The organism is Candidatus Delongbacteria bacterium (assembly GCA_041675285.1).
GTDB lineage: Bacteria > CAIWAD01 > CAIWAD01 > CAIWAD01 > CAIWAD01 > CAIWAD01.
Genome location: JBAYTZ010000003.1, coordinates 1 through 26,847, shown reverse-complemented (window position 1 = coordinate 26,847; position 26,847 = coordinate 1). Strand labels below are relative to the sequence as shown.

General features: G+C 66.4%; 16 protein-coding genes. 9 read left to right on the top strand and 7 right to left on the bottom strand.

Annotation, left to right across the window (positions count from 1 at the left end):
* The first annotated feature begins 147 nt into the window (after positions 1–147).
* Positions 148–2,571, top strand: coding sequence for an ATP-dependent DNA helicase (locus tag WC326_03675; GenBank protein ID MFA7330154.1), 2,424 nt, complete (start codon positions 148–150; stop codon positions 2,569–2,571).
* A 59-nt stretch (positions 2,572–2,630) separates the two neighbouring features.
* Positions 2,631–3,542 (top strand): PfkB family carbohydrate kinase, encoded by a 912-nt coding sequence (locus tag WC326_03670; protein ID MFA7330153.1) that lies wholly within the window; start codon positions 2,631–2,633, stop codon positions 3,540–3,542.
* A gap of 635 nt (positions 3,543–4,177) precedes the next feature.
* On the opposite strand, the gene WC326_03665 is transcribed toward WC326_03670, so the two are convergent.
* From WC326_03665 to WC326_03655, 3 genes are all read right to left on the bottom strand, one after another.
* The gene (locus WC326_03665) at positions 4,178–4,465 is read right to left on the bottom strand and encodes an addiction module antidote protein (GenBank protein ID MFA7330152.1); all 288 of its coding nucleotides are present in this window, start codon (positions 4,463–4,465) and stop codon (positions 4,178–4,180) included.
* The gene (locus tag WC326_03660) at positions 4,462–4,779 is read right to left on the bottom strand and encodes a type II toxin-antitoxin system RelE/ParE family toxin (protein ID MFA7330151.1); all 318 of its coding nucleotides are present in this window, start codon (positions 4,777–4,779) and stop codon (positions 4,462–4,464) included. The genes WC326_03665 and WC326_03660 overlap by 4 nt, the downstream gene beginning before the upstream one ends.
* A 276-nt stretch (positions 4,780–5,055) precedes the next feature.
* Entirely contained in the window at positions 5,056–7,557 is a 2,502-nt protein-coding gene (locus tag WC326_03655) for a T9SS type A sorting domain-containing protein (GenBank protein MFA7330150.1), read from the bottom strand.
* 646 nt (positions 7,558–8,203) lie between these two features.
* Between WC326_03655 and lon the strand changes: the two genes are divergently transcribed.
* The 4 genes from lon to WC326_03635 all read left to right on the top strand — a co-directional run bounded on the left by lon (position 8,204) and on the right by WC326_03635 (position 14,275).
* Complete coding sequence (lon, locus tag WC326_03650) at positions 8,204–10,708, top strand: endopeptidase La (protein ID MFA7330149.1); 2,505 nt, start codon at positions 8,204–8,206, stop codon at positions 10,706–10,708.
* 9 nt (positions 10,709–10,717) lie between these two features.
* The gene (locus tag WC326_03645) at positions 10,718–11,497 is read left to right on the top strand and encodes an aminodeoxychorismate/anthranilate synthase component II (protein ID MFA7330148.1); all 780 of its coding nucleotides are present in this window, start codon (positions 10,718–10,720) and stop codon (positions 11,495–11,497) included.
* Between the two features lie 10 nt (positions 11,498–11,507).
* Positions 11,508–11,747 (top strand): NifU family protein, encoded by a 240-nt coding sequence (locus WC326_03640; protein MFA7330147.1) that lies wholly within the window; start codon positions 11,508–11,510, stop codon positions 11,745–11,747.
* Positions 11,748–11,857: 110 nt separating this feature from the next.
* Entirely contained in the window at positions 11,858–14,275 is a 2,418-nt protein-coding gene (locus WC326_03635) for a T9SS type A sorting domain-containing protein (GenBank protein ID MFA7330146.1), read from the top strand.
* A gap of 75 nt (positions 14,276–14,350) precedes the next feature.
* Here WC326_03635 and WC326_03630 read toward each other — a convergent pair whose 3' ends face one another.
* The 4 genes from WC326_03630 to WC326_03615 form a co-directional block, all read right to left on the bottom strand.
* The gene (locus WC326_03630) at positions 14,351–15,748 is read right to left on the bottom strand and encodes a hypothetical protein (GenBank protein MFA7330145.1); all 1,398 of its coding nucleotides are present in this window, start codon (positions 15,746–15,748) and stop codon (positions 14,351–14,353) included.
* A gap of 535 nt (positions 15,749–16,283) precedes the next feature.
* Positions 16,284–20,984: a C25 family cysteine peptidase gene (locus WC326_03625; protein ID MFA7330144.1), complete on the bottom strand. Its 4,701-nt coding sequence runs from the start codon at positions 20,982–20,984 to the stop codon at positions 16,284–16,286.
* A gap of 247 nt (positions 20,985–21,231) precedes the next feature.
* Positions 21,232–21,381, bottom strand: coding sequence for a hypothetical protein (locus tag WC326_03620; protein MFA7330143.1), 150 nt, complete (start codon positions 21,379–21,381; stop codon positions 21,232–21,234).
* A gap of 76 nt (positions 21,382–21,457) precedes the next feature.
* Positions 21,458–22,402: a hypothetical protein gene (locus tag WC326_03615; GenBank protein ID MFA7330142.1), complete on the bottom strand. Its 945-nt coding sequence runs from the start codon at positions 22,400–22,402 to the stop codon at positions 21,458–21,460.
* 254 nt (positions 22,403–22,656) lie between these two features.
* Between WC326_03615 and WC326_03610 the strand changes: the two genes are divergently transcribed.
* The 3 genes from WC326_03610 to WC326_03600 all read left to right on the top strand — a co-directional run.
* Positions 22,657–25,011, top strand: a complete 2,355-nt coding sequence (locus WC326_03610) for a TonB-dependent receptor (protein MFA7330141.1) — start codon at positions 22,657–22,659, stop codon at positions 25,009–25,011.
* Positions 25,012–25,013: 2 nt separating this feature from the next.
* Positions 25,014–26,033: a hypothetical protein gene (locus tag WC326_03605; protein MFA7330140.1), complete on the top strand. Its 1,020-nt coding sequence runs from the start codon at positions 25,014–25,016 to the stop codon at positions 26,031–26,033.
* A 406-nt stretch (positions 26,034–26,439) separates the two neighbouring features.
* Positions 26,440–26,847: Spi family protease inhibitor (locus WC326_03600; GenBank protein ID MFA7330139.1), on the top strand; the 408-nt coding region annotated here is incomplete at its 3' end.

Below are 26,847 nucleotides of genomic sequence, written 5' to 3'. Positions count from 1 at the left end.
CGGTCAGCCCCCATCCCCCCGGTTCCGGCTTCGCCAGAACCGGCCTTCCCCCGCGGGGCGCGGGGGAAGGGAATCGCCCCCTTTCCCCCGAATCCAGCTTCGCCGGAACCAGTCTTCCCCCGCGGGGCGCGGGGGAAGGGAAGCCCCATGCCTGAGCCCGTGCGCCGCCTGGCCGTCCAGGCCTTGTGCGAACTCGCCGAGGGCGGGCGCAACGACGGCGGCGGCTGGATTCCCGGCCGCGCCCGGCAGGGACAGCGCCTGCATGGCCAGGCGCAGCAGCGGGCCCTGGCCGAGGGCGCGCGCGTGGAGGTGCCGCTCTCCTGGCGCGGCGTGCTGCTGGGCGAGGAGGTGGAACTGACGGGGCGCGCCGATCAGCTGGACGAGGACGGCACGGTAGAGGAGATCAAGACCGTGCTGGTCCAGGCGGAGCGGCTGAAGCGCCTGCGCGCGGAGGACTTCCCCGGCCACGTCCTGCAGGCCCTGCTCTACGCCTGGATGCTCAAACCCACCGGCACGGTGCGCGCGCGCCTGCGGCTGATCAACCTGGGCGACGGCGCCGAGCGCGTGCTGGACGTGGAGCGGCCGGCGGACGAACTGCTGGCCACGCTGGAGACCCAGGTCGCCCTGCTGGCCGCCCGGGAGCGCCGCGAGAACGAGCTGCGCGCCGCCCGTGTCACACGCTCGCGCCAGCTGGAGTTTCCCTTCCCCGCCTACCGGCCCGGGCAGCGCGTGCTGATGCAGGAGATCGAGACCGCGCTGGCCCGGGAGCAGATCCTGACCCTCAACGCCCCCACCGGGCTGGGCAAGTCCGTCTCCGTGCTGCTGCCCGCGCTGCGCACGGCCATGCAGGCCGGCCGGCGCGTCTTCTTCTGCACCGCCAAGAACACGGGCCGCGAGGCCGCGCTGCTGGTGGCGCGAGCCCTCAACCGCGAGGGAACCGTGGTCAGCGCCGTGGCCATGAGCAGCCGCGAGGGCATGTGTCCCGCCGAGACCTACTTCTGCCACGAGGAGCACTGTCCCCTGCTCAAGGGCCTGGCCCCGCGCCTGGAGGCCGCCCTGCGCGACTTGGCCGGCCTGCCGCTGGTGGATCGCGAGGAGCTGGTGGCCACGGGCATCCGGCACCGGGTCTGCCCGCATGAAATCGCCCTGGCGCTGACCGAGACCCGCGACCTGGTGGTGGGCGACTACAACTACGTCTTCGATCCGCAGGTGCGCATCCGCCGGCTCTTCGTGGAGGGCGACCCGCAGGACTTCGTGCTGGTGGTGGACGAGGCCCACAACCTGGCGCCCCGCGGCCGCAGCTGGTTCAGCGCCAGCCTGGCCCGCGAGCAGCTGGGCGAGTTGGAACGCCACCTGGACGTGCAGCTGGCCGGCGGCGACCTGTTCCAGGGCGGGCCGCTGCAGCGGCCGCTCAAGGGACTCAAGCAGGCCCTGCACAAGCTCGACGATCTCTTCGAGCGGGTCGAGGAGCAGGTGGAACCCGATTTCGAATTCGTCTACGACACGGGCGAGCGCGCCCTGGGCGCGCGCTTCGACCAGGAGGTCCTGGCCGCCGCCGCCGGGCAGTACGAGCGCGCGCTGGTGGATCTGCTGCTCACGCGCAGCCTGCTGGGCGTGGTGGTGGAGAAGGATCCCATCGTGGATTTCTTTCGCGAGCTGGAGCGCTTCGCCGAGCTGGCGCGCCAGGAGAAGGAGACGCTGCGCCAGGTGATCCGCGTGCTGCCCGGCCCGGAGCGTCCGGTCCTGATCTTCGAAATCCTCTGCACCTGGGCGGGGGACTGGATCCAGGAGCAGCTGGAGCGCTTTCACGCCGCCGTGCTGTTCAGCGCCACCCTGCGCCCCTGGGACTGGCACCTGGGCGAATTGGGCCTGAACCAGCGGCCCCGCGTGCTGACCCTGGCCGCGCCCTCGCCCTTTCCGCCCGAGCACCGCAACCTGATCATCTTCGAGGGTATCAGCAGCCGCTGGCGGGACCGCAGCCGCGGCCTGCCCCTGCTGGGCCGGCTGGTGGCCGAGAGTTTCCGCCGGGTGGGCGGCAACACGGCGGTCTTCCTGCCCTCCTTCGCCTACCTGCGCGCCTTGCGCCGGGAGCTGCCCGCCGGGTTGCCGCTGCTGGTCCACGAAGGCAGCCTGGAGCCGCTGGAGCGGCTGGCCCTGCTGAAGAAGCTGGAGCGCGGCGGACCACGCCTGCTGCTCACCGTGATGGGCGGCATCTTCGCCGAGGCCGTGGACTATCCGGGCCGGATGCTGGAGGCCGCGCTGGTGATCGGGCCCGGGCTGCCGCAATTGTCTCACGAGCGCGAGCTGGCTCGTCTGTGGTACGAAAGCCAGGGCGACGGTGGTTTCGACAAGGCCTACCGCCTGCCGGGCCTCTGCCGCGTGCTGCAGGCAGCGGGCCGCGTGATCCGCCGCCCGGAGGATCGCGGCAGCATCGTGCTGTTCTGCGACCGCTTCAGCGCGCTGGACAACCTGCAGGTGATCGAGGAATTCTACGACGCCCGCCCGCTGCAGCTGGAGCTGCCCGGCGAGCTGCTGGACAACCTGGAGTGCTTCCACGGCACGGGCGGCTGAGCCCGGCGTCAGGCCGGAGCCTCGTCCTTGTCTCACAAGAGAACAACGGGAGTGTCGCCATGCGTCTCATCGCCTTGGGCCACGTGGTCTGGGATCACCTGCTGCTGCTGGACCAGTACCCGGCCGTGGACAGCAAGAACCTGGCCCTGCGCAGCCGCGAGTGCGTGGGCGGGCCCGCCGCCCGGGCGGCCCTGACCGCCGCCGGGCTGGGGGCGGAAGTCGCCTTCGCCGGCTGCCTGGGCGACGACGCCAACAGCGTGCGGATCCGCCAGGCCTTTACCGAGGGCGGCGTGGACTGCGCGGGCGTGGAGCTCTGCGCGGGTTGTGTCACGCCCCGGGCCGGCATCTGGGTGGAGGCCCGCCACGGCAAGCGCACGGTGGTGCTGGATCGCGCCGGGCTGCCGGACTATCCGGCCGCAGCGCTGGTACGGCTGCCCTGGGGGCCCGGCTGGCTGCTGCTGGACGGCAAGGAGCCCGTGGCGCTGGAGGCCGCGCGGCGCGCCCGGGCCGCCGGCATGTCCGTGCTGCTGGATCTGGGCGGCCCGCGGGAAGACATCGCGTCGCTGGTGGCCGCGGCCGAGGTGCTGGCGGTCTCCAAAGCCTTCGTGATGAGCGAGTACCCCGGCCTGGATCTGCTCCAGGCGGCGGCCAATCTGCTGGAAGCCGGGCCGCGGCTGGCGGTGATCACCCTGGGAGCCGGCGGGATGATCGTCGGCGAGCGCGGCGCCGAGCCGTATTGGTTCCCGGCCTGGCCGGCGGGCAAGATCGTGGACACCACGGGCGCGGGCGACGTCTTCCACGGCGCGCTGGCCTGGGCCCTGCTGCAGGGCTTCCCCACCCGCAAAGCCCTGGCCTGCGCGGCGGTGGCGGGGGGCTTGGCATGTCGCGACCTGGGGGGCGAGGTCAGCTCCCTTTCGGCCGAGCTCTTGTTGCGCGAAGTGGATGCGGCAGCAGGGCTCTTTTGCCTGTAGGCCCGCCGGCAGCGGCCGCAGGTACTCGTCATCCTCCGGCTTGACCGGGGGATCCCATGGCAAAGGGCCTGTCATCCCAGCGAAAGCTGGGATCCCATGGCTCCTCCCGGCCACTTGCCGTCCCTTGTCTTCCGCCTTTCTGCTGGCGCCAGAATTGGACAGTGCTCTGGCACTGACCTGGCACCGACCTGGCACCGACCTGGCACCGGCCTGGCACCGGCCTGGCACCGGCCTGGCACCGGCCTGGCACCGGCCTGGCACCGGCCTGGCACCGGCCTGGCACCGGCCTGGCACCGACCTGGCACCGGCCTGGCCGGTCCCCTTGTTTTCCACCTTTCTGCTGGCGCCAGAAAGGTGGAGCCAAAGAGGCGCTTTTTCTCAACGGCTAGAGTCAGGCCACCTCGCGGTGGCCTTCCGCTAGCCGCAGTTTGGCCTTCCTGCCACCGCGTAGTTGGTTCCGCCTGACGGCGTCACCACCTGGTTCTGGTTCAGCCCTGCGGGCTTCACCTCACATGACACAATTCGACTTGTAGCCTTTGAGCCTTTGAGTCTTCGTGTTCAAACAGATCCTCGGCCGGGTCACACGCAACCCAGGCCATGACCGATCCGGCCTCTGTGACTCTGTCGTTCGCGTCTCAGGATGCGGGCACCACGGTCAAGCGCATGCCCATTCCTGCCAGAACTTGGCGGATGGTTTCATAACGGGGATGCGAGCCGGGGGTGAGGGCTTTGTAAAGGCTTTCCCGGCCCAGGCCCGATCGACGGGCCACGAGTCCCATTCCGCGGCGACGGGCCACTGCGCCCAAGGCGGCCAGGAAAAGGGCCTCATCCGGCTCAGCCATGGCAGCCGACAGGTACGCGGAGAGCTGCTCTTCGCTGTCCAGGTAGTCCGCGGCATCGAAATCTCGTAAGGACGTTTTCACGTGTTCTCCCTTTCCAGCTGTGCGACCAGTGCCCGAGCCCGTTTGATGTCGCGCGCCTGGGTGTCCTTGTTGCCTCTGCACAACAACACATTTCGATCCTTCTGCCGATGAACGAGATAGATCCGATAGCCCGGCCCCACGTCGATCCTCAGCTCAAGCAGGCCCTTCCCCAGAGATTTGACGTCTCCCCACTGTCCCATTTGGAGGGCCTGCAGGCGTAGCAGGATCCGTGCTTTCGCGTGGGGATCCCGCAAGGCCTTCAGCCAGCGCACGAAGGTCCGGGTTTGGTTCAGAGCCAGCCGGAGTGTATTCATTTGGATACAACCAATCAAGTGCCATGCGCGCGCTCAACGAATTCACGGCGGCGGAGGTTCGGCCACTTCCTGGAGAGTGGAGGACTTGGGTGGGGGCTGTCACGGAATGTCAACAGACCCCGCATGTGCAGGGAGGAGCCCTGGACGCTGTGTGAGATGACAAGCGGAGGACTCAAGCGGCACGCGGAGGATTGCCGGAAGCTGAGTCGGCTTTCTGTCAGGGGAAGCAAGGAATGGCCGATCCGTGACTATAGGGCGAACTGCCGGCGCGAGAGGTCAGCGTAGCAGGGTGACGCTGCGGGTTTCCCGGCGTCCGGCCGCCTCCAGGGTGATCAGGTAGGTGCCGCTGGCCAACTGCCCCGCGTTCCACGTGACCTCCTGCCGACCCGCGAACTGCACTCCGTTTACCAGCACGGCCACTTCCTGACCCAGCAGGTTGTGCACGCTGAGCTTGACGATCTCCGGGCGGGTGAGGGTAAAGGGAATGCGCGTCACCGGGTTGAAGGGGTTGGGCCAGGGGGCGCCCAGGGAGAAGTCCTTGGGTTGGATGTTGGGCTGCCAGCCAGGCACCGAAACCCAGGTGGTATCCAGCGCCACGGCGTGCGGACCGCCCGTGAAACCCATATCATTGCGCAGGCTGCCCAGCGCCGGCCAAAGGGGGAAGCTAGGAGCAGCTGGATCTTCTGCGTCGTTGTAATTTGAATTAGGATTACCAGCATCCACACAAGGTGAATTCCAGGCTAAAAAGGGGGCTCCTTGGATGGGATCAAAAGAGGCATCAACCCCGACTAAATTTCCCACACCCGGTTGCGCCGTTGGGAGGAAGCAGTAATCGAACAAAGGTGGGGGAAATAAACTGCTATCATATTCTGGATTAACCAAGAACCCGTATGTGTTATTACTAAATATTGAATTTGTGAAATAGGTTCTTAAATCAAAATCTTCTCTTGGACACCAGAACATGAACTCTGTGTGATTGTCAACAAATGAAACATTATTCAAAAAAGTTCCAATATGCCCATCTATCATTGCAACGCACTGCCAGGAAGGATAATCATAGTCATACGGATAGCTTAAAAACGCAAGGTAAGAATTCGTTCTTGATATATATAAATTATCCACATGTATCGAATCTGAAGATGAGAGATATACTCCCATTCTACTATTGTCCACCAGCACCACATCTTCCATATTCAAATTTCGAAATCGAACTATTTCCAACCCTCCATCATCATTGTGCAAGAGCGTGACTTTTCTTAGGATCAGTTTAGAATCTGGATCTCCCTCAATCTTTACTGTTGAGCCAACCATTCGCGTGCCACCAGGGAACGAATCCTGCTGTCTCCGTTCCGGTTGGGTATTGGGTTGACGATTCTCCACGAAGCGACAACTGTCCATGAAAATCGTCCACGGACGCGCGATAGGAGATGGATAGAATCTGAAGGCACGGCCCAAGCTCGCCGTGCAATCTGTCTCCGGCTGGCTATAGTCGTCCGGATCTATCACCACCACGTCATGAACCTCCACATTGCGATAGATCAGGGTATCCGCCGTGAAACGGTCTCCGTTGGAAGCGAAGATGACCGGCGGACTGATGGTGGCGTGTGGGCCAGGACTCGTGTCAAACACATCCAAAGTCAAGCGCCGGATGGTCACGTTATCCATGCTGAGACCGGTCACATACATTGCCCCTCCCGCACACCCGTCTTCGCAATTCGCTTCGGGGGACACTGGGCCGCCTGAGAGTAAATCCTCTGCCAATAAATTCTGGACGATTCCCTCCGCTCCATGTAAACCGCCAACGACAAATCCCGCATTAGTGGAACAGTTCCTGTGAGTCCAGTTAGTTACCAAGACCCGGCCGCCAGTAATTCCGACCATTGAGGTTGAATTATTAAGTCGCGAATCTGGCCAAACCACATGGACACCTTCCATCTGCAATCCGTTCACCAATATTGTCCCAGTGGTTTCTCCAGTGAAAGTTAAGGGCGAGGTAGAAAATGTGCTATTTTGAATAGTGACAGAATCCACGGATACAAATTCGTTTCCGTGTGCCATGATAAACTTGCCTGCTGGAACAGTTGAAAACTGGTGACGGTCCAGGATACAATCTGACACAATCACCGTGTCGGCATTCACACTCATTAGACTTCCTGGGTTGGCCGTCTGAATCACACGAAGTCTATGTACGACAAGCGACCTTAAGCCCACGAGCACGATCTGACTAGGTTCCGGATCCATTACTACTTGCAAAGTATCTAATTCAATACGCAAGTTATCAAGCACCAAACTACCCCGATTTTCTTCTCCATCGATCCATTGCATCACTTGATAAAGTCGACTGCTACTGCGGTGTTCTTTTAACACAACGTGGCGTAGTATTGCATTGACCTGTTCGCGAAACTGCACACCCCCCGTACGCTCGTATTGTAAGCCCATACCCCGCTGAAGAGTGAATCCTTCCATGACAAATCTGTGCTGCTGCCTGCAATTCACGGCGAGCACTGTGCCGCTCCAAGACCCATCGATGATCGTGCGTTCAATATCCAAGCTGTCCCGGGTCCAGGCGTAATCTGAAAGCAGGGTTACGGACGTAAATGGCGTGACCAAGTGTTCGTAATAGATTCCTGGTGCCACGTGGACGGTGTCGCCAGAACTGGTGGCTTGCAATGCGGCTTGGATGGTGGAGTACTGGGCAGGCACAGTCAGGATGGAGGCCCCGACGCCGCGCACGAGCAAAACCAAGAGAATCAGGCTGATCCAGCGCGGCAGGCGCACACAAACCTCCGTGAGCGGAAGAAGCATCCGGGAGGGTCAGACATCACGCGGCAAATGTACGGATCAGGTTGCGCCTTGGGGTGTCCACGTGGCGTGGCGATTGAGATCTAAAGGTCAGGTGATGCACCTGACCTTTCGGCTCGATCTGCCCCGTGCGCTGGACAAATCCCGAAAGCGGTGTCAGGCACGGTGCCAGAGCACGCCTCCGTTCTCCCACGCCCCCATCCGCCCGTGTACGCTGCGTGCACCCGGCCGGCTTCCCCCGCGGGGCGCGGGGGAAGCGAATCCCACACAACACCATGATTTTCATCCATCACGTGTTTCTGTCTCTGTGCCTCTGTGACTCCGTGTTGAGAATCCGCGCCAAGACAACCGCTCAGCCGCAGCCATCCCTCGCAAACCCACCTCCTCTTCGAGTCTTCCCAACTTCGTGCGCACCCCAACACTCCGGCGCCCCCACCCCCAACCCAGGCCATGACCTGTCAACCCATTCGGCCGCTATGCCCCTCTGACTCTGTGGTGAAGCCCCCAGCCGAGAGAGTACCCGCCCTTGCCTTTCCTACATTGGCCCATCCCACGCTTCATCCTCGCGCAGACAGCCGTTCACGGACGGGCGGCGGGCGCGGCAAGTTTTGAAAGTGATCGTATGTCGAACGCCAAGCAGACCCAGATCGAGATCCCGGGACGGCTGCCCGCCATCCCGCTGCGCGATGTGGTGATCTTCCCCTACATGATCTTCCCGCTGCTCATCGGCCGGCCGTCCTCGGTGAAGGCCGTCGAGGAGGCCATGCTGCGCGACAAGCTGCTCTTCGTGGTGGCCCAGAAGGACCCCCAGGAGGACGAGCCGCGCCGGGCCGGACTCTATCCGGTGGGCACCGTGGTCAAGGTCCTGCAGATCCTCAAGCTGCCCAACAACGTGGTCAAGGTGCTGGTGGAGGGGGTCACCCGCGCCCGCATCAAGCGCTACAGCCTGAGCGCCGAGGTGCGTTTCGTGGACGTGCTGCCCCTGGGCGGCGAGGACCAGAAGGAGACGCCGCGGCTGGAGGCCCTGGCCCGCGTGGCCGCCAACCTCTTCCGGCGCTACGTCAACTTGAATCCCAACCTGCCGGACGAGATTCTCGGATCGCTGGAACAGATGCCCCACGTCAGCGTGCTGATCGACTTCATCGCGGCCCACGTGAGCCAGAACGTCGAGTCCAAGCAGCCGATCCTCGAGGCGGAGGCGATCGACGAGCGCCTGCAGCACGTGATCCAGCTGCTGGAGGGCGAGAACGAGATCCTCGAGCTGGAGCGCACCATCGAGAACCAGGTGCGCGACAAGATCAGCAAGCACCAGCGGGCCTACTACCTGCAGGAGCAGCTGCGCGTCATCCGCGAGGAGTTGGGCGACCAGGCCGACGACGACGAAGGCGTGGTGAGCCGCTACAAGGAGAAGCTCGAGAAGGCCAAGCTCCCCGAGGACGCCCACGCCCGGGTGGAGGAGGAGCTGGACAAGCTGCGCCAGATGACCCCGGCCAGCCCCGAGGCCCACGTGATCCGCACCTACGTGGACTGGATCCTCAGCCTGCCCTGGAACGAGAAGACCAAGGACAACCTGGACATGTCCAACGCCGAGCGGATCCTCGACGAGGACCACTACGGCCTGGCCAAGCCCAAGGAGCGCATCCTCGAACACCTGGCCGTCCTGCGGCTGGTGAAGAAGATGCGCGGCCAGATCATCTGCTTCGTGGGCCCGCCCGGCGTGGGCAAGACCAGCCTGGGCCGGAGCATCGCCCGGGCGCTGAAGCGCAACTTCGTCCGGCTCTCGCTGGGCGGCGTGCGCGACGAGGCGGAGATCCGCGGCCACCGCCGCACCTACATCGGCGCCCTGCCCGGCCGGATCATCCAGAGCATGAAGAAGGCGGGCAGCCGCAATCCCGTGATCCTGCTGGACGAGATCGACAAGATGTCGATGGACTTCCGCGGCGACCCGTCGGCCGCGCTGCTGGAGGTGCTGGATCCGCAGCAGAACAACGCCTTCAGCGACCACTACCTGGACCTGGACTTCGACCTGAGCGAGGTCATGTTCATCACCACGGCCAACGTGGCCGGGGACATCCCGCCCGCGTTGCGCGACCGGATGGAGCTGATCTACCTGCCGGGCTACCTGCTGCACGAGAAGCTGCACATCGCCCAGGACTTCCTGGTGCCGCGCCAGCTGGAGGAGCACGGGCTGGACGCCACGCGCGTGACCTTCGACGCGGCGGCGCTGGAGGCCATCGTGATGCAGTACACGCAGGAGGCGGGCGTGCGCACGCTGGAGCGGCGGATCGCCAAGATCTGCCGCAAGGTGGCCCGCGAGCAGGTGGGCGCCGAGGACCGCCGCAAACTGGCCAAGGGCCGCAAGTCGCGCAAGCCCACGCTCGTGCCGGTGGACCCGGCGGCGCTGGAGCGCTACCTGGGCGTGGCCCACGTGCTGGAGCGCCGCGCTCCCTTGGCGCCCATGCTGGGCAAGGCCGTGGGTCTGGCCTGGACGCCCGTGGGCGGGGACCTGCTGATGATCGAAGTGGGCCTCTATCCCGGCCGCGGCCGGCTGGTGATGACCGGCAAACTGGGCGAGGTGATGAAGGAGAGCGCCATGGCCGCGCTCACCTGGCTGCGCATGCACGCTGCCGAGTTGGGCATCAAGCACGGCACCTTCGACAAGCACGACCTGCACGTGCACATCCCCGAGGGCGCCATCCCCAAGGACGGCCCCAGCGCGGGCATCACCATGGTCACGGCCATGGCCAGCGCCGCCACCGGGCGGCTGGTGCGCCACGACACGGCCATGACCGGCGAGGTGACCCTGCACGGCGACGTGCTGCCCATCGGCGGCCTGAACGAGAAGGCCATGGCCGCGCTGCGCGCCGGGATCCAGTCCGTGGTCATCCCGGAAGCCAACCTGCGGGACCTGGGCGAGATGCACGAGTCCATCAAGAGCAAGCTCGAATTCCTGCCGGTGAGCCGGATGGAGCAGGTGCTGGAGCGCATGCTGCTGCCGGCCAAGGGACGCGGCACCCCAGCCACTCCCGCCGCGGAAACTGTCAAGCCTGTGGCGAAGCCGAAGGCCAAGGCAACGGCCAGGCCACCGGCCAAACCGGACCGGAAGAAGCCCGGCCGCAAGGCCTGAGAGGATCCGGTGCTGCTGCTGATTGACAACCACGACTCCTTCACCCACAACCTGGCGCACCTGGTGGCCGGGGCCTGGGAGGAGCCGGAGGTGGTCCGGGCAGACAAGTTGAGTCCGGCGGACCTGCTGGCGCGCCGCCCAGCCGCGCTCTTCCTCTCCCCCGGCCCAGGCCGCCCGGAGCGCGCGCCCAATCTGCTGCGCCTGTTGCGCGCCGCCGCTGGCCGCCTGCCCGTGCTGGGCATCTGCCTGGGCCAGCAGGCCATGGGTCGGCTGCTGGGGTTGAAGCTAGTCCGTGCGCCGCGCCCGGTGCACGGCCACGCGGTGGAGCTGGAGCACGCCGGCACGGGCCTGTTCGCCGGTTGCCGGCCGGGAATGCGCGTGGCCCGCTACCACAGCCTGGTGCTGGAGATCCCCGCCCGGGGGACCCTGCCCCAGTTCGTGGCGCCGGATCTCTGGGTAGACGCCCGCTGCGCGGAGGTCGCCCGCTGCGCGGAGAACGCCCGCTGCGCGGAGAACGCCCGCTGCGCGCCGGGCCTGCCGATGGCGCTGCGCCAGCCCCGGCTGGGCTGGTGGGGCCTGCAGTTCCATCCGGAGTCTTTCTTGAGCGAGGACGGAGCGCGCCTGATCCGCAACTTCCGGGCCGCCGCGAGCGCGTGGCGGCCTTTTGTCTTGCAGGCGGACGGGGAATCTGCCTCATTTGACCCGCAACGTGTTCCGAGTCCCGGAGTGGCCTGGGACACACCGGCGACCGGCGCCGGACGCCAGCTTGAGTCCCGGAATCCAGATTGAAAGAGGATACATGAGCGAGCTTTCGATGAACGACCAGATCGCGCAGATCCTGGAAGAAAAAATCGCCCCGGCCCTGGCCATGGACGGCGGATTCTGCGAGCTGGTGGAGATTCGGGACAAGGTGATCTTTTTGCGGTTGGGAGGCGCCTGTTCCGGCTGCCCCTCCTCCACCGTCACCCTGAAGGCGGGAATCGAACGCATCCTGCGTCAGGAAGTGGATCCCGAAATCCTGGTGGAACAAGCCTGGTAGTTGCCAGGCCCGACAAGATTGAACAAACCAGCCCCCTTGCGGGGCAGATCGGGTTTGGCGTCCACTGGCTGCGGGCCGGTGCGGCCCGGTAGTGACGAGGAGGATCGAACATGCGCAGAACACGTGGATGGCTCTTCCTGGCCCTGCTGGCCTCGGCCACCCAGGGACTGGCGGCGCTGAGTACGCACCGGGTGGAGTCGGTGGATTTCCCGGCCATCGCCCAGCGCGACGCCAGCCGCACGGACACCACCCTGTACGAGACGAATTTCAACACCGGCTTCGAGGGCTGGACCAGCCAGGATCTGACCGACCAGGGCAGCACCTGGCACATGGACAGCTTCAACGGAGTGGACGGCTGGAACTGGTGGTCGGGCAACGTGGACCTGGGCGGCTACCAGGACCACAGCCTGCTCTACCTGGAGCTGCCGCCGCTGAACTTAAGCACCACCACCAACCCGCAGCTGACCTTCGACGTGCTGTGGGCGCTGGAAAGCCCCGCCGGCGCGCCCGCCCCCTTCACGGGCTGGGACGCCTGCCACGTGGAGGTGAAGGTCGGCGCGGGGGCCTGGCAGATCCTGACGCCCTCCAGCCCGGCCTACAACGTGAGCCACTCCTTCGCCTTCGGCGAGATCTTCGGCCAGACCGTCACGGCGGGCTGGGGCGGCACCAGCAACGGCTGGCAGGAAGCCTTCTGCGACCTGACGGCCTTCCGCTCCCAGGCCACGCGCGTGCGCTTCGCCTTCGCCAGCGACGAGACCACGTCCTACACGGATGATCCCAGCCTGACGGGCATGCAGCTGGACAACATCGTCATCAGCGACGGCGCCCAGGTGCTGCTGCAGAACAACGCCGACGGCATCGACTTTCCCGGCCCGATTCTGCACTATTCCGGCGTGCCCGCGGCGGGCGACCATTTCGCCATTTCCACCTCCTTTCACAGCGGGCCTTTCAGCCTGCGCTGCACGCTGGCCGACCAGGACGTGCCCATCCGCAACACCATCACCAGCACGGCCGTGCTGCTGCCCACCAACTACCAGCTCAACCTCGACTTCTGGACCCGCGTGGACATGCCGGACTACGACGGCAACGGCGACCAGAGCCTGGACGACTATTTCGTGGTGGAGTACAGCCTGAACGGCTACCTCTGGCAGGAGCTGTTCTTCGATTACTACGACACGGAGACCGGCTCCGGAGCGTGGTACTACTTCGGCGACGGGGGCGGACACAACCGCAGCACGGACATCAGCTTCCTGGCAGGCAACACGGCCTTCTTCCGCTTCCGTGTGATGACCGACGACAACCACGACGGCGGCACGGGCACGGGCTTCTACCTGGACGACTTCCGCGTGGTGGGCGAGCCCCTGCTGGCCAACGATCTGGGCGTGACGGAAGTCCGCCTGCCCTATCCCCGCACGGAAGGCCGGCCCATCGACGGGCGCGCCTCCTTCCTGAATCTGGGCTCCGGCGACGCCAACGGCGTGCAGTGGGGTCTCTACATGGACAACGCAGCCACGGATGTTTCGGGCGGCTTCAACCTGCCCGCCGGCCAGCGCGTGGACCTGCCCTTCCAGTACACGCCCAGCCAGCCCAGCATGCACTTCCCCCAGGTCCGGTTGTTGACGGCCGACCAGTACGCGGACAACGACCGCTACAACGTGCCGAGCTTCATCGTGCGCCCCGCCGGCGTGCTGGAGCTGGCCAACGACTACGGCTGGGACGTGACGGATCCCAACTTCCTGCACACCACGGCCGCCAACGAGGAGCTGGGTCTGGGCTATCTGCAAGCCCTGGCGCTGCCCGCCCTGGCCCCCAGCCACGGCTATGCGCTGGACAGCCTGCGCCTGCGCTTCGCCAGCTACAACATCATGCAGGACGACACGGTGGAGTGGCGTCTGCGCCTCTGGAATGGCCTGCCCGGCAGCGGCAGCGTGATCCACGAAAGCGTCCATAGCTACACGCCCAGCTACGCCGGCGGCGACGCCTCCGAGGACTGGGTTTCCGTGGTGCTGAGCGACGTGCTGGGGCCCTTTACCGAGAACTTCTGGGTCGAGGTGGTGACGCTGGAGGAGCGCGATTTCCAGACCCCCGGCGACCTGCGCCCGGTGCCCAACGTCACCCTGGTGCCCGTGGCCTGGGAGACGCCGGTGAGTTACCGCGTGGCCGGCGGCAGCCCGCAACTGATCAGCGGCTACCAGTTCAACTTCCACGCCTTCGGCCACGACGTGTTGATCGACGACCTGGCTGCGCCGCAGGAGCGTCCCGCCGCAGCCGGGCTGGGCCGCGCCTGGCCCAATCCCTTCAACCCGGCCACAACGGTGAGCTACCGGCTGACCCGCTCGGCCGACGTGCGGCTGGCCCTCTACGATCTGCAGGGCCGGCTGGTGCGCACGCTGGTGGACGCGGCGCGGCCCACGGGCGAGCACGTGCTGCGCGTGGATGGTTCCGACCTGGCCAGCGGCCTGTACCTGCTGGAGCTGCGGCTGGACGGCCAGCCCGCCGGCACGGAGAAGCTGCTGCTGGTCAAGTAACCGGCAACCCAGTCTGACAAGCAGAGGGGGCCCCGCGGCCCCCTCTTTCATGTGATACAACCGGGCGCCAAGTGGTCAAGGCAGCTGGGCCGTGACCTGGTAGAGGCGCGTGGCGTCGGTGAGACAAGGCAGGAGCCACTCCTGTTGGGTGGTGGAGCCCAGCAGCGACCAGGGGGAACCCAGCCCGCCGGCCTCGTACACGCGGTATTCCAGCGCGCCAGGGACGGCCGTCCAACTGAGGCGCGTGCCGCAGGCGGGCAGCCGCTCCACGCTCAGCTGCGGACGCGGCGCGACCTGGCGGATCTTCGCCGTCTGGCCACCGGTGAGGTAGACGTTGCCGTCGGCACCCAAGTCCAGCGCGGCCGCGCTGCCCCCGGACACGGTCAGGGTCCACTGGGAGGCGCCGGCGGCGTCCACCTTGCAGACGGCGGCCGTGCCCAGCAGGCCGGCGGCCAGGTAGGCCGCGCCCTGGTCGTCCAGGCGGAGCTGGACCTGCTGCAACAGCATGAGCGGGCCGTCGGCGTCCAGGTTGCTCCAGAGCGTGGTGCCCGCCGCGTCGGTCTTCCAGAAGGCCGCACCCACGCCGTTGGGGCTGGGCGTGCCGCTCAGGAGCGGCTGCTGGTCCGGACCCACTTCCACGCGCGTGCCGCCGAAGGCCAGCACGCGGTTCCAGAGTTCGGCTCCGGTCGCGTCCAGCTTGCGCAGCACGGTGCCGCCGTTGAACACGTATTCCCCGTGGACGAGGTAGGTGTGCCCCTGGGCGTCGCCGGCCGCGTCCCCGCTGCTCAGGCTCTGCAGGCCGGGCAGCGACCAGAGCAGCGCGCCGTCCTGCGAGAGTTTGGCGTAGCCGGTGAAGTTGCCCGCGCTGGTCCGCGTGACCACCAGCAGGCCGTCGTCCGGGGTGGGTTTGAGGTTGATCGGCGAGCCGATGCCCTGCAGGTCGTGCCAGGTCCAGCGCGCGCTGCCGTCGGGTGCGAAGCTCTTCACCTGGGCCGTGAAACCGCTCGGGCCAGGGCCCACGCCCAGCACGTAGACGTTGTCCTGTCCGTCCACCAGGCACTTGCGCGTCCAGGAACCGTCGAAGTCGCTCTCGTAGACCACGCGCCAGAGCAGGGCGCCATCCGGCGCGAACTTCATCAGCAGGCTGGCCGCGTTCACCGGGTTGCTGTAGCCGGACTTCAGGGTCCCGCTGACCAGCGTGTTGCCCTGGCTGTCGCAGTCCACCCAGGTGGCCTGTTCCCACTTGCCGGGATCCGTCTGGTCGTAGCCCGTGCTCCACAACACGAGGCCCGTGTTGTCGCGCTTGGTCAGGCGGATGTCCCCGGCCGGATTGTAGTCGTAGCTGACGGTGTACACGTTGAGCTGCGGGTCCACGGCCACGGCCACGCCGCCCGTGGGCTCCACCCATTCCACCTCGGCCTGGGCCAACGCCAGCAGCGGCGCCAGGGCCAGCCAACCCGTCCATCCACGCATGAGCGACTCCTTCCGGCAGATCCGTTCTTGTTTTGCTTCCCTAACAAGATATGCACCACCACGGCCCCGCCACCTGACCCATGTCACAGGTGGCCGTTTATGTTCTCACAGCCCGGATCCGCCGGTCGTCGGGGCCGGCGCCGGGCATCCGGCCGCCGCGTGGGGCCCATTCGCCGGACAGGGCGAGAAGGACCGATTGAGTCCAGATTTTGTCCACCAGTTATCCACAGGTCGACGCGGTTTCGGGATCCAACGCGCCCTCCGCTCAAGCGTGTGATCCTCGTCACTTGTCAATTTGAATGAATGAAATTCAAATCATCAAAAGAGGGTCGATTCAGTCCAGAATGAGCGGATTTGTGGGCGATCGCGAGGATCGGGAGCCCGCCGGCCGCCGTTCTCGCCCCACGCCGGCCCTCGTCCTTGCGGCAGGGACTGCCGGGAGTGGCCCGCTCCCGGGAGGTCTTCCACTCGGTTGTCCACAAAACAAAACCGGGCGGGATGGCTCCCGCCCGGTCGCGTTTGATGGGACTGTGGCTTACTTCAGCAGGGTCAGCTTGCGCACGGCGCTGTGCGGGCCGGCCTCGAGCTTCAACAGGTAGACGCCGCTGGCCAGGCGCGAGCCGTCCACGCGCAGGGAGTGCGAGCCCGCCGGCAGCGACTGGCTGAGCACCGTGCCCACGTACTGGCCGGCCACGTTGTAGAGGTTGGCCTGGACGCGGGCCGCCTCGGGCAGCTGGAAGCTGAAGTGGGTGACCGGATTGAAGGGGTTGGGCACGGCCTCGCCCAGCGCGAAGCTGCGCGGCCCCTGCCCGGGCTCCAGGTCCACATCGGCGACGTTCAGGGTCACCGGAATCAGGGTCATGGGATGTTCGGGGTCGTTGGTGCGCAGATCCACGGTGGCCGTGTACTGGCCGGCCGGAAGCACCAGGCCCTGCAGGTCGTTGCGCGCGTTCAGCACCAGGGCCTGCAGCTCGCCCGTGGACACGGCGCCCGTGCTGGTCCCCAGCGTCAGCCAGAAGGGCGGCAGGATCTGGATGGAGAGGTGGTCCTGGGCGCGGGTCATCTGGTGGATCACGAACCCTGTGTCCTGGTCCAGCTGGACGGCAATGGTGCCGCTGTCGCTGTCCGTGTCCTCGGCGTTCATCTCGCCGTAGTTGTAAGTGATCCGCCCGTTGGACTCCAGCACCACCTGGAAGGTGAAGGGTCCGCCGTAACTGGTCTGGTTGAAGTGGGGCACGACGTTCCACGTCACCACCACGCTGTCGGCGTCGTTGGTCCAGGAGCGGATGTAGCCGCTGTAGTTGCCGTTGTTCATCAGGTCGTCCCACCAGATCATCAGGCTCTGGTCCGGCGCCGAGGAACCCGGCAGGCTGACGTTGTTCTGCCAGAAGTTGCCGTCGGGCTCGGTGAAGGCCACGAAGCCGTTGGCGTGGGCCCAGAGCTGGGTGCGCGGCTCCCCGTAGAAGGGGAAGGCGAAGGGCAGGGTCAGCGGATCCGACCAGTCGTCGTCGTCGGTGAGCACCAGTTCGCTGCCGGCTTCCCACATGTCCACCCAGCCCGCGGGCGGCCCCTGCTCGTCGGCGCTGTCCCGCCAGGTGTAGCCGAAGGAGTCCGGACCGCCGCTCTCGCGCTGCGTGCTGTCCGCGATGGCGGGCGGCCAAGTCTCCGGCGCCAGCACGCTGGCCCGCCAGATCAGCGGCGCCTGGCCGTTGTTGCCCAGCCAGAGGCTGTCGCTGGCCGCTTCCACGCTGGTCTCGGAGAGGTGGAAGGCGGCCTCCGTGGCGCTCAGGTCCAGCTGGGCCGGATCCACGCTGAGCCCGATGGAGGTGCTGAAACGGATGGCCTTGCCCGTGCCGAAAGTGGCGGCCGTGCTGGGGCGCTCGTGGTAGTTCAACAACGTCAGACCGATGGTGGCGTCCTGGTTCTTCAGGCCCACCGTGCAGTAGGGGAAGTCCTGATCGTTGTTCTGCGTGTCCGTGAAGGTCTGGTACTGGTAGACGAATTCGCCGTCCCCCGTGGGAGTGGGATAGACGGCCGGATCGTAGAGCAGCAGCTGGAAGGTGTTGATCGCGTTGTTGGAGTTGGTCCGCATGCGGTACCACTCGATCACGAAGACGTGCTGGGATTCGACGTACTGGGTGACCACCTGGGCGTCGGAGGTCAGCTTGAAATCGTCCCACATGGGCGCCAGCATGGGCTCCGGCCCCATTCCGCAGGGCAGGAAGTGGTTGCGGAAGTCGGTCTGCAGGTGGGCCAGCGTGCCGAAGGCCACGAAGCCGTTGGAGCAGACCGCCAGGCTGGAGTAGGTCTCGCCGTAGACGGAGAAGGGGAAGGGCAGCTGGACGCGCCGGCTGTCGTCGGCCTCGTCGGCCGTGTCGTGCAAGTTGAGCACGGTGCCCGTCCCGCCGTTGTTGGGGGCGATCTCGATCCAGTTGAAGACGGGAGACTGGATCCACTGGGTGTCCGTGCTCTCGAAGGCGTAGTAGCCATGGGCGTCGGGGCCGGTGGGATCGGTGACCAGCCGGTTGCCCAGGGTCAGGGCCGTGGTGACCAGGCCGTCGCACTCCAGGCTCGCGTCGCCCCAGAGCAGGTAGAACGGAGCCGTGAAGCCCGGCACCAGGTTGGCCGCCGCGGTCACTGCGAGCGTCACGTTGACCGACTCGCCCACCGCCAGCGAGTCCAGCGTCAGGGTCTCCGGCGTGACCGTGAGCAGTTCGCTGCCGAACATCGGCACCAGCTGCAGGTTGTGACTGGTGATGGTGCCCGTGTTCTCCACGCGCAGGACCCAGTCCTTGGTCTCGCCGGGATAGAGGGCCGAGGTGGCCCAGGACGCGCTGCGGATGGCCAGCACGGGGGTGCTGACCGGCAGCACGGCCCGCAGCAGGAATTGCTGTTCGCCGGCGCCCAGGCGCAGGTTCAGCTCCAGGGGCAGACCCTCGGTCCAGCTGTCGTCCAGGGTGAGCTGCAACTGGTCCCGCACTTCGCCCACGCCCAGGGCTTCCAGGGCGGCCAGGTCCGCCGCGCCGTCCACGATCAGGGCCGCCTCCTCGTCCACCAGCTCAACGCTCAGCGCCAGGGCGGGCAGCGCCTCGCTGGCGGAAGCGTTGGCCAGGGTCAACTGCAGTTGGAAGCTCTCGCCGGGGACCAGCAGCCCGTCGCCGCTGGCGTCCACGACTTGGAAGGCCTGCAGCACCGGGGTCGCGGGCAGGGAGCTCAAGGTCAGGGCCGCCAGGGTCGGCGCGTGGAAGGCCTTGCTGGCGGTGAGTTTCAATTCGCCTTCCGGGTAGCCCGGCAGGCTGAGCTGCACGCGGCCCTCGGCGTCGCTGAGTTCGCTGACGGCCAAATCGCCGCTCTGCCAGGCGGTGACCGCCACGCCTTCCACCGGGGCGTTCTCGGCGTTCAGCACGCGCAGTTCCAACACCTGGGCGCTGGTGCTGCCGCCGGCGGGCAGCGTCTCGAAATGCAGCACTTCCGGCACGCCGCACCACTGCTCCATGCCCGGGTCGCCCATCAGGTTGGCCCAGTAGGAGAAGTTGTTGACGTTGCTGTCGTTGTCGGGCAGGGTGTTGAAGAGCTCCAGCTTGCCGCGGAACATGCAGGTGCCCACCTGGGGAATGCGGTAGTCCAGCAGCGCGCTCCAGAAACCGCCGTCCACCAGGTTGTTGTAGGCCGTGTGCGTGTTGGAGGTGCAGAAGCCCATGGCCGCCGCCGCGCCGCCCGGCGTGGTGATGGTCCCGCCGCGCAGGAAGGCCTCGGAATAGGCCGGACCCCAGGATTCCGACTGGGAGAACTCGCCACTGGAACAGGTGAAGACCACGGCGATGGGCGTGCGCGGCCCCTGCTGCAGATTGAGCAGCGTGTTGGTGTCCAGCCCCTCCATCCCGATCCAGCCGCGGTAATTGTAGTGGCTGATGCCCTGGTTGAACCAGTTGTAGACGTAGCTCGGGCTGCTGGCGCAGAAGGCCGTGTCCACCTGGGAATAGCCGCGTTCCTGCAGCAGCTGGAAGCCGATGTCCCGGGCCAGCTGGCTCATGGATTCGCCGCAGTGGCCCGAGCCCGTCAGGAAGGAAGCCCGGCGCAGCCAGCTGGTGTTCTCCAGGTAGGGGGCCGTCTCGTAGCCCACGATCTTGTTGAAGACGTTGTTGAGCATGGTGGCGCTGGTCACCGAGACCCGCCCCACCACCACGTCCGCCAGGATGTCGGAGCCGATGCAAGCCGCGTAGTAGTGGTCGTACTGGCTGGGGTGGGTGGGCAGGGTGTAGCTGCCGTCCGTGGGGTCGCCCACCAGCATCACGTAATGCGGCGGAAAAGCGGAGGTGTTGTATTCGCTGACGATGGCCGCGCGGATGTTCGAGGCGTTGAAGCTGGGGATCTGGGTCTCCGTCAGAATAGTGACGTGGTGGCCCTTGCGGCGCTTCCACTCCAGCCAGAGCTGGAAGCCCGCCTGATTGACGGCCGCGTTGCGGCAGATCACCAGGTAATTCAGCGGCAGCGCCGGCGCGGACCAGCCGATCTCGTTCAGCGAGCCTTCCTCCTGCCAGGATTCGCCCGAGACGGGATCCAGCAGGTTGTGGCCCAGCATCTGGCGGACGAACTGGTCCTCCGCGGCGTGATAGCGGTAGACCAGGCCCTCGCTGTCGTCGGAGAGGCCCTCGTCCTCGTCCCGCAGGGGCATGTTGAGCTCGTTGTGGCCCGTGAAGCCCAGCATCACGGTCAGGGACTCCAGCCGCTGCAGTTCGCCGGAGACGGGATTCCAGCGCAGGGGCGCCACGGTCAGGGTGACCAGGCGGATCTCGCGCAGCAGTTTGGGGTCGGAGAGGCGAATCCAGTCCTGGGGCCAGGGCGAGGCGGTCTGATAGACAGCCTCGTCGCGGATCCAGGCCAGGGGCAGGTCCTGGGGCGTGTGCAGGCGTTCCTGCACGGGGGCCATGTCCACGCGGCCCAGACTGGTCCAGCGGGCCTCCTGGACGTCCAAGGTGACGCCGCTGCGATCAGGGATGCGGATATGGCGGATGACGGCCGGCAAGTCCGGGCAGCCGGCCACGCCCCACAACCCCTCTCCCGCCAGGCGGGCCTGTTGACCGCCGCTGACGTCCAGCAGGTCGGGCTCGGGGAAATCCAGGGTCAGCACCATTCCGTTGCTCAAGGGCTGGGGATGGGCGAGCACCAGATCGGCGGACATGGAATTGGCCAGCGCGGGCAGCGAGGCCAGGAACAACAGCAGAACGCGCAGCATGACTTGCCTTTCATTTGCAGCACGGGTTGCACGGCAAGGATCATGCCACCGCCAGAGCGGGCTTCCGGACGGATTTCCGAGTGTTCCGGAGCGTCGCGGCGCCCGGTTGGCTGGCCGGCTTAACATTGTGAATGGAGTGGCTTTCAAGCCTCGCGGGTGTCAAGAAATCAACACGGCTGGCAGAATCGTGGTCTGGCACGGTGCCTGACACCACTTCGGGGAATTGTCCAGCCGGGCGGACGGGTTGCTACGGCCGGATGCCCAGGGAGAGCAGCCAGGCGCGGTCAATGTCCTCGTTCCAGGTGGCCTGGTAGCCGCCCTCCAGGCTCATCTGGAAATCGTAGGTGCGGAACAGGATCTCGCCCGTGCGGGCCGCCAGGTGGAAACCGTCGTCCATCGGGTACTTGCGGTTCGTCGTCTGGCACGGTGCCTGACACCACTTGGTGGATTTGTCCAGCCGGGCGGACGGGCTCCTACGGCCGGATGCCCAGGGAGAGCAGCCAGGCGCGGTCGATGTCCTCGTTCCAGGTGACCAGGTAGCCGCCCTCCAGGCTCATCTGGAAGTCATAGGTGCGGAACAGGATCACGCCCGTGCGGGCCGCCAGGTGGAAGCCGTCGTCCATCCGGTACTCGCCGTCCGGCTTCTTGTCCAGCACCCAGTGGAAGCCCAGCCCCGCGCCCAGGTAGGGGCAGAAGTCCTGGACCCGGAAGAGCCAGTCCGAATAGAGCTGGACCGCCGGCCCGTAGCGCCAGGCCAGGGTGTAGCCCGCATCGAAGTTGCGATCCTCGATGCCGCTGGAGAGGGCGAAGGCGAAGCGGCGGGAGTGGCCGTCGTAGTTGCGCTCGGACTTGTCCACCGCCTCGTCGCTCAGCGGCCAGAGGTAGCCGGCCTGGAGCGTGGCCTGGCGCAGGGCCGTCCGATGCCGTGTCTTGAGGCCCTCGTTCTCCAGCACCTGACCCACTTCGCGCACATCGTCCAGCGTCTTGCCACGCGCCACGGCCATGGCCGCCCGCTGCATGGCCGTGTCCAGATCCTCCACGGAGGCCACCGGCATGGAGTCGGTGAACAAATTGCGCTCGTCGGAGACCTGCAACACGCGCAGCTGGAAGATCAACTTCTCCCCCAGCTGGTCGGCGCTCACCAGCACAATGCGGTCCAGCTTCTGGCCGCGGGCCTCCCCCAGCAGCTCGAGGACCGGCGAGAGGGCCATCCAGGACTCGCCACGCAGCTCCACCACCAGATCCTCGGGCATCTCCTTCTGCAGGTTGTGCACCAGCAGGGAGCGGGCCACCCGGGCTTGGTCCATGGTCAACCCGCTGCCCGCCAGCGGCGCCACGCCCACGCGCAAGGCCAGGGCCGGCACGGTCCAACCAAGCAGCAGAAGCAGGATCAGCAGGGGGCGGATTCGGTTGCGCATGGGAGTCTCCGGCTTGCGGAATGGCTTGTCTGGCCGAAAACATCCGATTCCCGAACGGCATGCGCAAACCCGGCCAGCGGCCGGGCCGGTCTCCAGAGCCACCTTTCGGCCGCTGCCATTTCCCCGTGACCACTCAAGCTCTATTTTAGACCGTATCCGCGCCCGGTCGGCCGGTGAACGCCACTTCACCGCCGGTTCGAGGCACCCTGATTCCGGGCCATCCGCCCGTCACCGCATGACATGAAGGAACATAGATGACCGCCACATCCTGCTTCCGCTGGCCGCTCTTGGTGGGCCTGCTCCTGTGCGCCGTCGCCGGCGCCCGGGCCGCCCGCCTGCACGGCCACGTCGTGGACGACGCCACCGGCGAGGCCCTGATCGGGGCCAACCTGAAAATCCTGATCGCCGAGGCCGCCACGGGCCGGGCGCCGCGTCGGGGCGCCGCCACCAACCTGGACGGCTATTTTGTGATCTCGGGGCTGGAGGCCGGTCCCGTCCAGGTGGAGGCGAGCTACCAGGGCTACGAGCCGCGCCAGGTCCAGTTCACGCTGCTGGACGGGCTGGATCCGCTGCAGGAGATCCGCCTGCGGCCCACCACCCTGGCCCTGGCCGAGGTGGTGGTGACGGCGGAGAAGACCGAGCGCGAGCTGAAGCAGGAGCAGGTCTACGTGGGCAACGTGCGGCTGGACCGCAAGCAGATGGATCTGGCGCCCGTGCTGATCCAGCGCGACCTGCTGCGCTCCCTGCTCACCGTGCCGGGCGTGCTGCCTTCCAACGATTTCTCCAGCGACCTCAACGTGCGCGGCTCCCGGGCCGACGAGAACTTGATCCTGCTGGACGGCGTGGAGGTCTACAACCCCAACCACCTGGGCGGGCTGTTCTCGGCCTTCATCCCGGGCGCCGTCAAGCACACCGACCTGCTGCGCAGTTCATGGCCCGCGCAGTACGGCGGCCGGTTGGGCGCCGTGCTGCAGGTGACCTCCCGCGAGGGCAACCAGGAGGCCCTGGACGGCGAGGTGAGCCTGGGCGCGCTGGCCTCGTCGATCCAGTTCAGCGGCCCGACCTGGAAACTGGACAATTCCTCGTGGATGGTGGCCCTGCGCCGCAGTTACATCGACCTGGCCACCAAGGCCTTCACCCAGGACGAGGTACCCTACCACTTCACCGACGCCCAGTTGCGCGCCAACTGGGACCTGGGCGAGAAGGACCGGCTCTCCGTCACCGGCTACTGGGGCGACGACGTCTTCGACACCAGTTCGCTGGACTTCGCATACGGCAACCGGGCGCTGAACCTCAACTGGCGCCATGTCTGGAACACGCGCTGGTATTCGCGCACCATCGTGGCCTTCTCGCGCTTCCGCACGGAGCTGGACTTCGGCGGAAAAGCGCTGGTGCTGCAGACCAACCATATCAACGACTGGTCCACGCGCCTGCAACTGGAGTACCACCACGACGACGCCCTGTCGGTGGAAACGGGCCTGCTGCTGAAGAGCGTGTCCACCAATTTCCAGGCGTGGGTGTTCAACAACCACCAGTGGGACATCGACGTGCCCATGTCCGAGGTCGCACTCTACGCCCAGGCCAGCTGGCGGCCGCACCCGCTGGTGATCGTGGAGCCCGGGCTGCGGGGCGTGGTGTTCCGGGCCGGCGGCCTGACGGACGGCGACGCCTACTCCGTGGAGCGGCTGGAACCCCGGTTGGGCGTGAAGCTCCACGTCAACGAGGGCCTGCGCCTCAAGGCGGCCTGGGGACTCTACAACCAGGGCATCCAGCAGTTTCGGCGGGACGGCAGCACCTTCAGTTTCCTCTGGGTCTCCATGGACAGCACGTCCCGGCCGTCGCGTTCGATGCACCTCACCGCGGGCGTGGAGGCGGATCTACCCGCCGACTTCACGCTGGAACTGGAGGGCTACCACAAGCGGATGGACCATCTGGCCGAGGCCAAGGCACTGATGGATGAACACCAGGCGGACGATCCCTCGAGCAACGACTATCTGTTCTATCAAGGCCGGGGCGAATCCTTCGGCGCGGACCTGACCATCAAGCGCACACGCGGCCTCTGGACCGGCCAGCTGGGCTACAGCCTGGGCTGGGCCGTGCGCCACGTGGACGAAGTCAACGACGGCAAGCCGTTCTACGCCGCCTTCGACAAACGCAACAACCTCAACCTGCTGGCCAACCGCAGCTTCTTCCATCAGGAAACGAAGGGCTGGCCCTTCCGCAAGTGGGTGCGCTTCTTCCGCTACAACGAGAGTTCTGCCGGTCTGACCTGGCTGTGGGCCTCGGGGCCGCGCTTCACCGAACCCTACAGTGCCACCTGGCTGGGGGACGACGGCCTGAACGGCGAGGAGAGCATCCTGCACAACTACGGCGGGCGCAACGCGCAGCAGCTGCAGGCCTACAACCGGCTGGACCTGGCCTGGACCTTCACGCACCGCAAGCCCGGCAAGGAATTTGAGTGCCGGATGGGCATCCTCAACCTGTTCAACAACCCCAACTACTGGGGCGTGGAATTCAACTACACCGACGATCCGGGCGGACTGCCCACCAAGGTGCTGACGGACGGCATCCGCCGCCTGCCCAGCCTTGAACTGACGTGGAGATTCTAAGCATGACGGCACCTTTCCATACCCTGGCGCGGCCCGTGGCCGCCCTGCTGCTGGGCCTGCTCCTCTGGACCGGCTGCGGCGACATGCCCGAGGACGATCCCGGCGCCTTCCTGGAGCGGGCCACCGTCGTGGCGCTGCTGGAGCCCGGTGACACCGGCCTGCAGGAGGTCCGGCTGACCCAGCCCGTGGATCTGACCCAGGCGGTGAACGACTCCAGCACCTTCCTGCCCGGCGCGCTGATCACCCTGCGCCGGCTGGCCGACGGCGCCACCGTCACGCTGGAGGAGGACCCCGCGCAGTTCCGCTACGTGTTCGACCGGGCGGCCTTCCCGCTGGTCCCGGGGGACAGCGTGGAACTGGCCATCGCGGGGACCTGGCGCGGCGAGGCCTTCAGCGGCGCCGGCGTGACGCGGATCGTCAGTCCCGATGGCCTGGCCTTCACGCAGAAGCCCGGCGACCGCAGCCACGGCTACGACGCGGACACGCTGATGGTCTTCGATCCGGCCCGGGAGGAGAACCTCTCCAACCCCACCGCTTTCACTGTGGACTTCGAGCAGAGCTGCTCGGACGGTTGCCCCTACCAGTACCAGATCGAATTCCTGGCCGTGGTCTGGGACAGCGTGGCCGGGGAGTGGCAGCGCACGCCCGCCGAGCGTCTGCACTGGCTGCGCGACGACGAGGAGCTGGCCTGGCAGGTGGGCCCCTATCCCGACCTGCGCCTGCCGCCTGGTTCGCGCGTGCAGGCCCAGCCGGTCTCCTGGGGCTTCTTCGTGTTCCTCGACGAACAGGACGAATATGTCAGCGACGTGCTGCGGGACCGCCGGATGGGCTACTACCAGATCACCCTGCGCCGGCTGGACGACGCAGCGGCCCGCTTCTTCTTCACCACGCACTGGTGGATCCGCGAGCAGCCCACGGACCCCGTCGAGTTCAACCTGCAGGGCGATCGATGCCAGGGCGTGGTGGGCAGTTGCGCCCGCACGGCCTTCCGCATCGCCATCGTGGACGACACGCCCCGCTGAAGCACCCTCTGCGGGAGGCCCGCTGCGGCGGGTCTCCCCGGCATTTCCCCCATATTGTTGTTCATTTGCCCCAAAGCGCCGGGCTTTGGGATGGCCGTGCGCCATGTGAGCCCGGACAAGCGAGGCCCCACGGCGGGCATGTGAGCGGTCTCACATCCAATTCCGAACGGTTTGCGGGGAATTTTATCCTCTGGGAAGCGGAGTCTGCGTCCCGCCGCCTGAAGTCGGAGGGTTCGGGAGCGGGCTGGCGGTTGATATCCCCCACCCTGACCGTAGCTTTGATTGGGGCATTTCAACCGATATCCGCTTTGTTCTGAGAAACGATCCTGTTGATCTTCAATGAGATATTTTCGACTCAAACTGGCACAATCCCTGCCAATAAGGAGCCCGTAACCAGGAGGCTCCCATGGCACGGAATTTCACCCTCACCCGCACCCTGACCCTGACCGGTCTGCTTTCCGCCCTGACCCTGAACCTGACCCCGGCGTGGGCCGCCCCGATGGGCCCGACGCAGGTGAGCGCCATGGCCGCAGCCTGGGCCGCCCGGAGCGCGGGCTTCCAGGAGGCCCAGATCAGCAGCGTCCACGCGCTGGCCTGGGAAGCCGCCGAGCCGGTCTTCTACCTGGTCAGCCTGAATCAGGGCGGCTGGATCCTGGCCTCGGGCGACGACGCCCTGCGCCCGGTGGTCGGTTGGTCCGCGCAAGGCCTGCTGGACGGCGAGCTGCCCCCGGCCCTGGTGACGCGCCTGCAGGAAGAGGAGCGCGCGGTGCTGACCCTGCGCGCCACCGGCGGCAGCTGCGCCGAGAATCAGGCG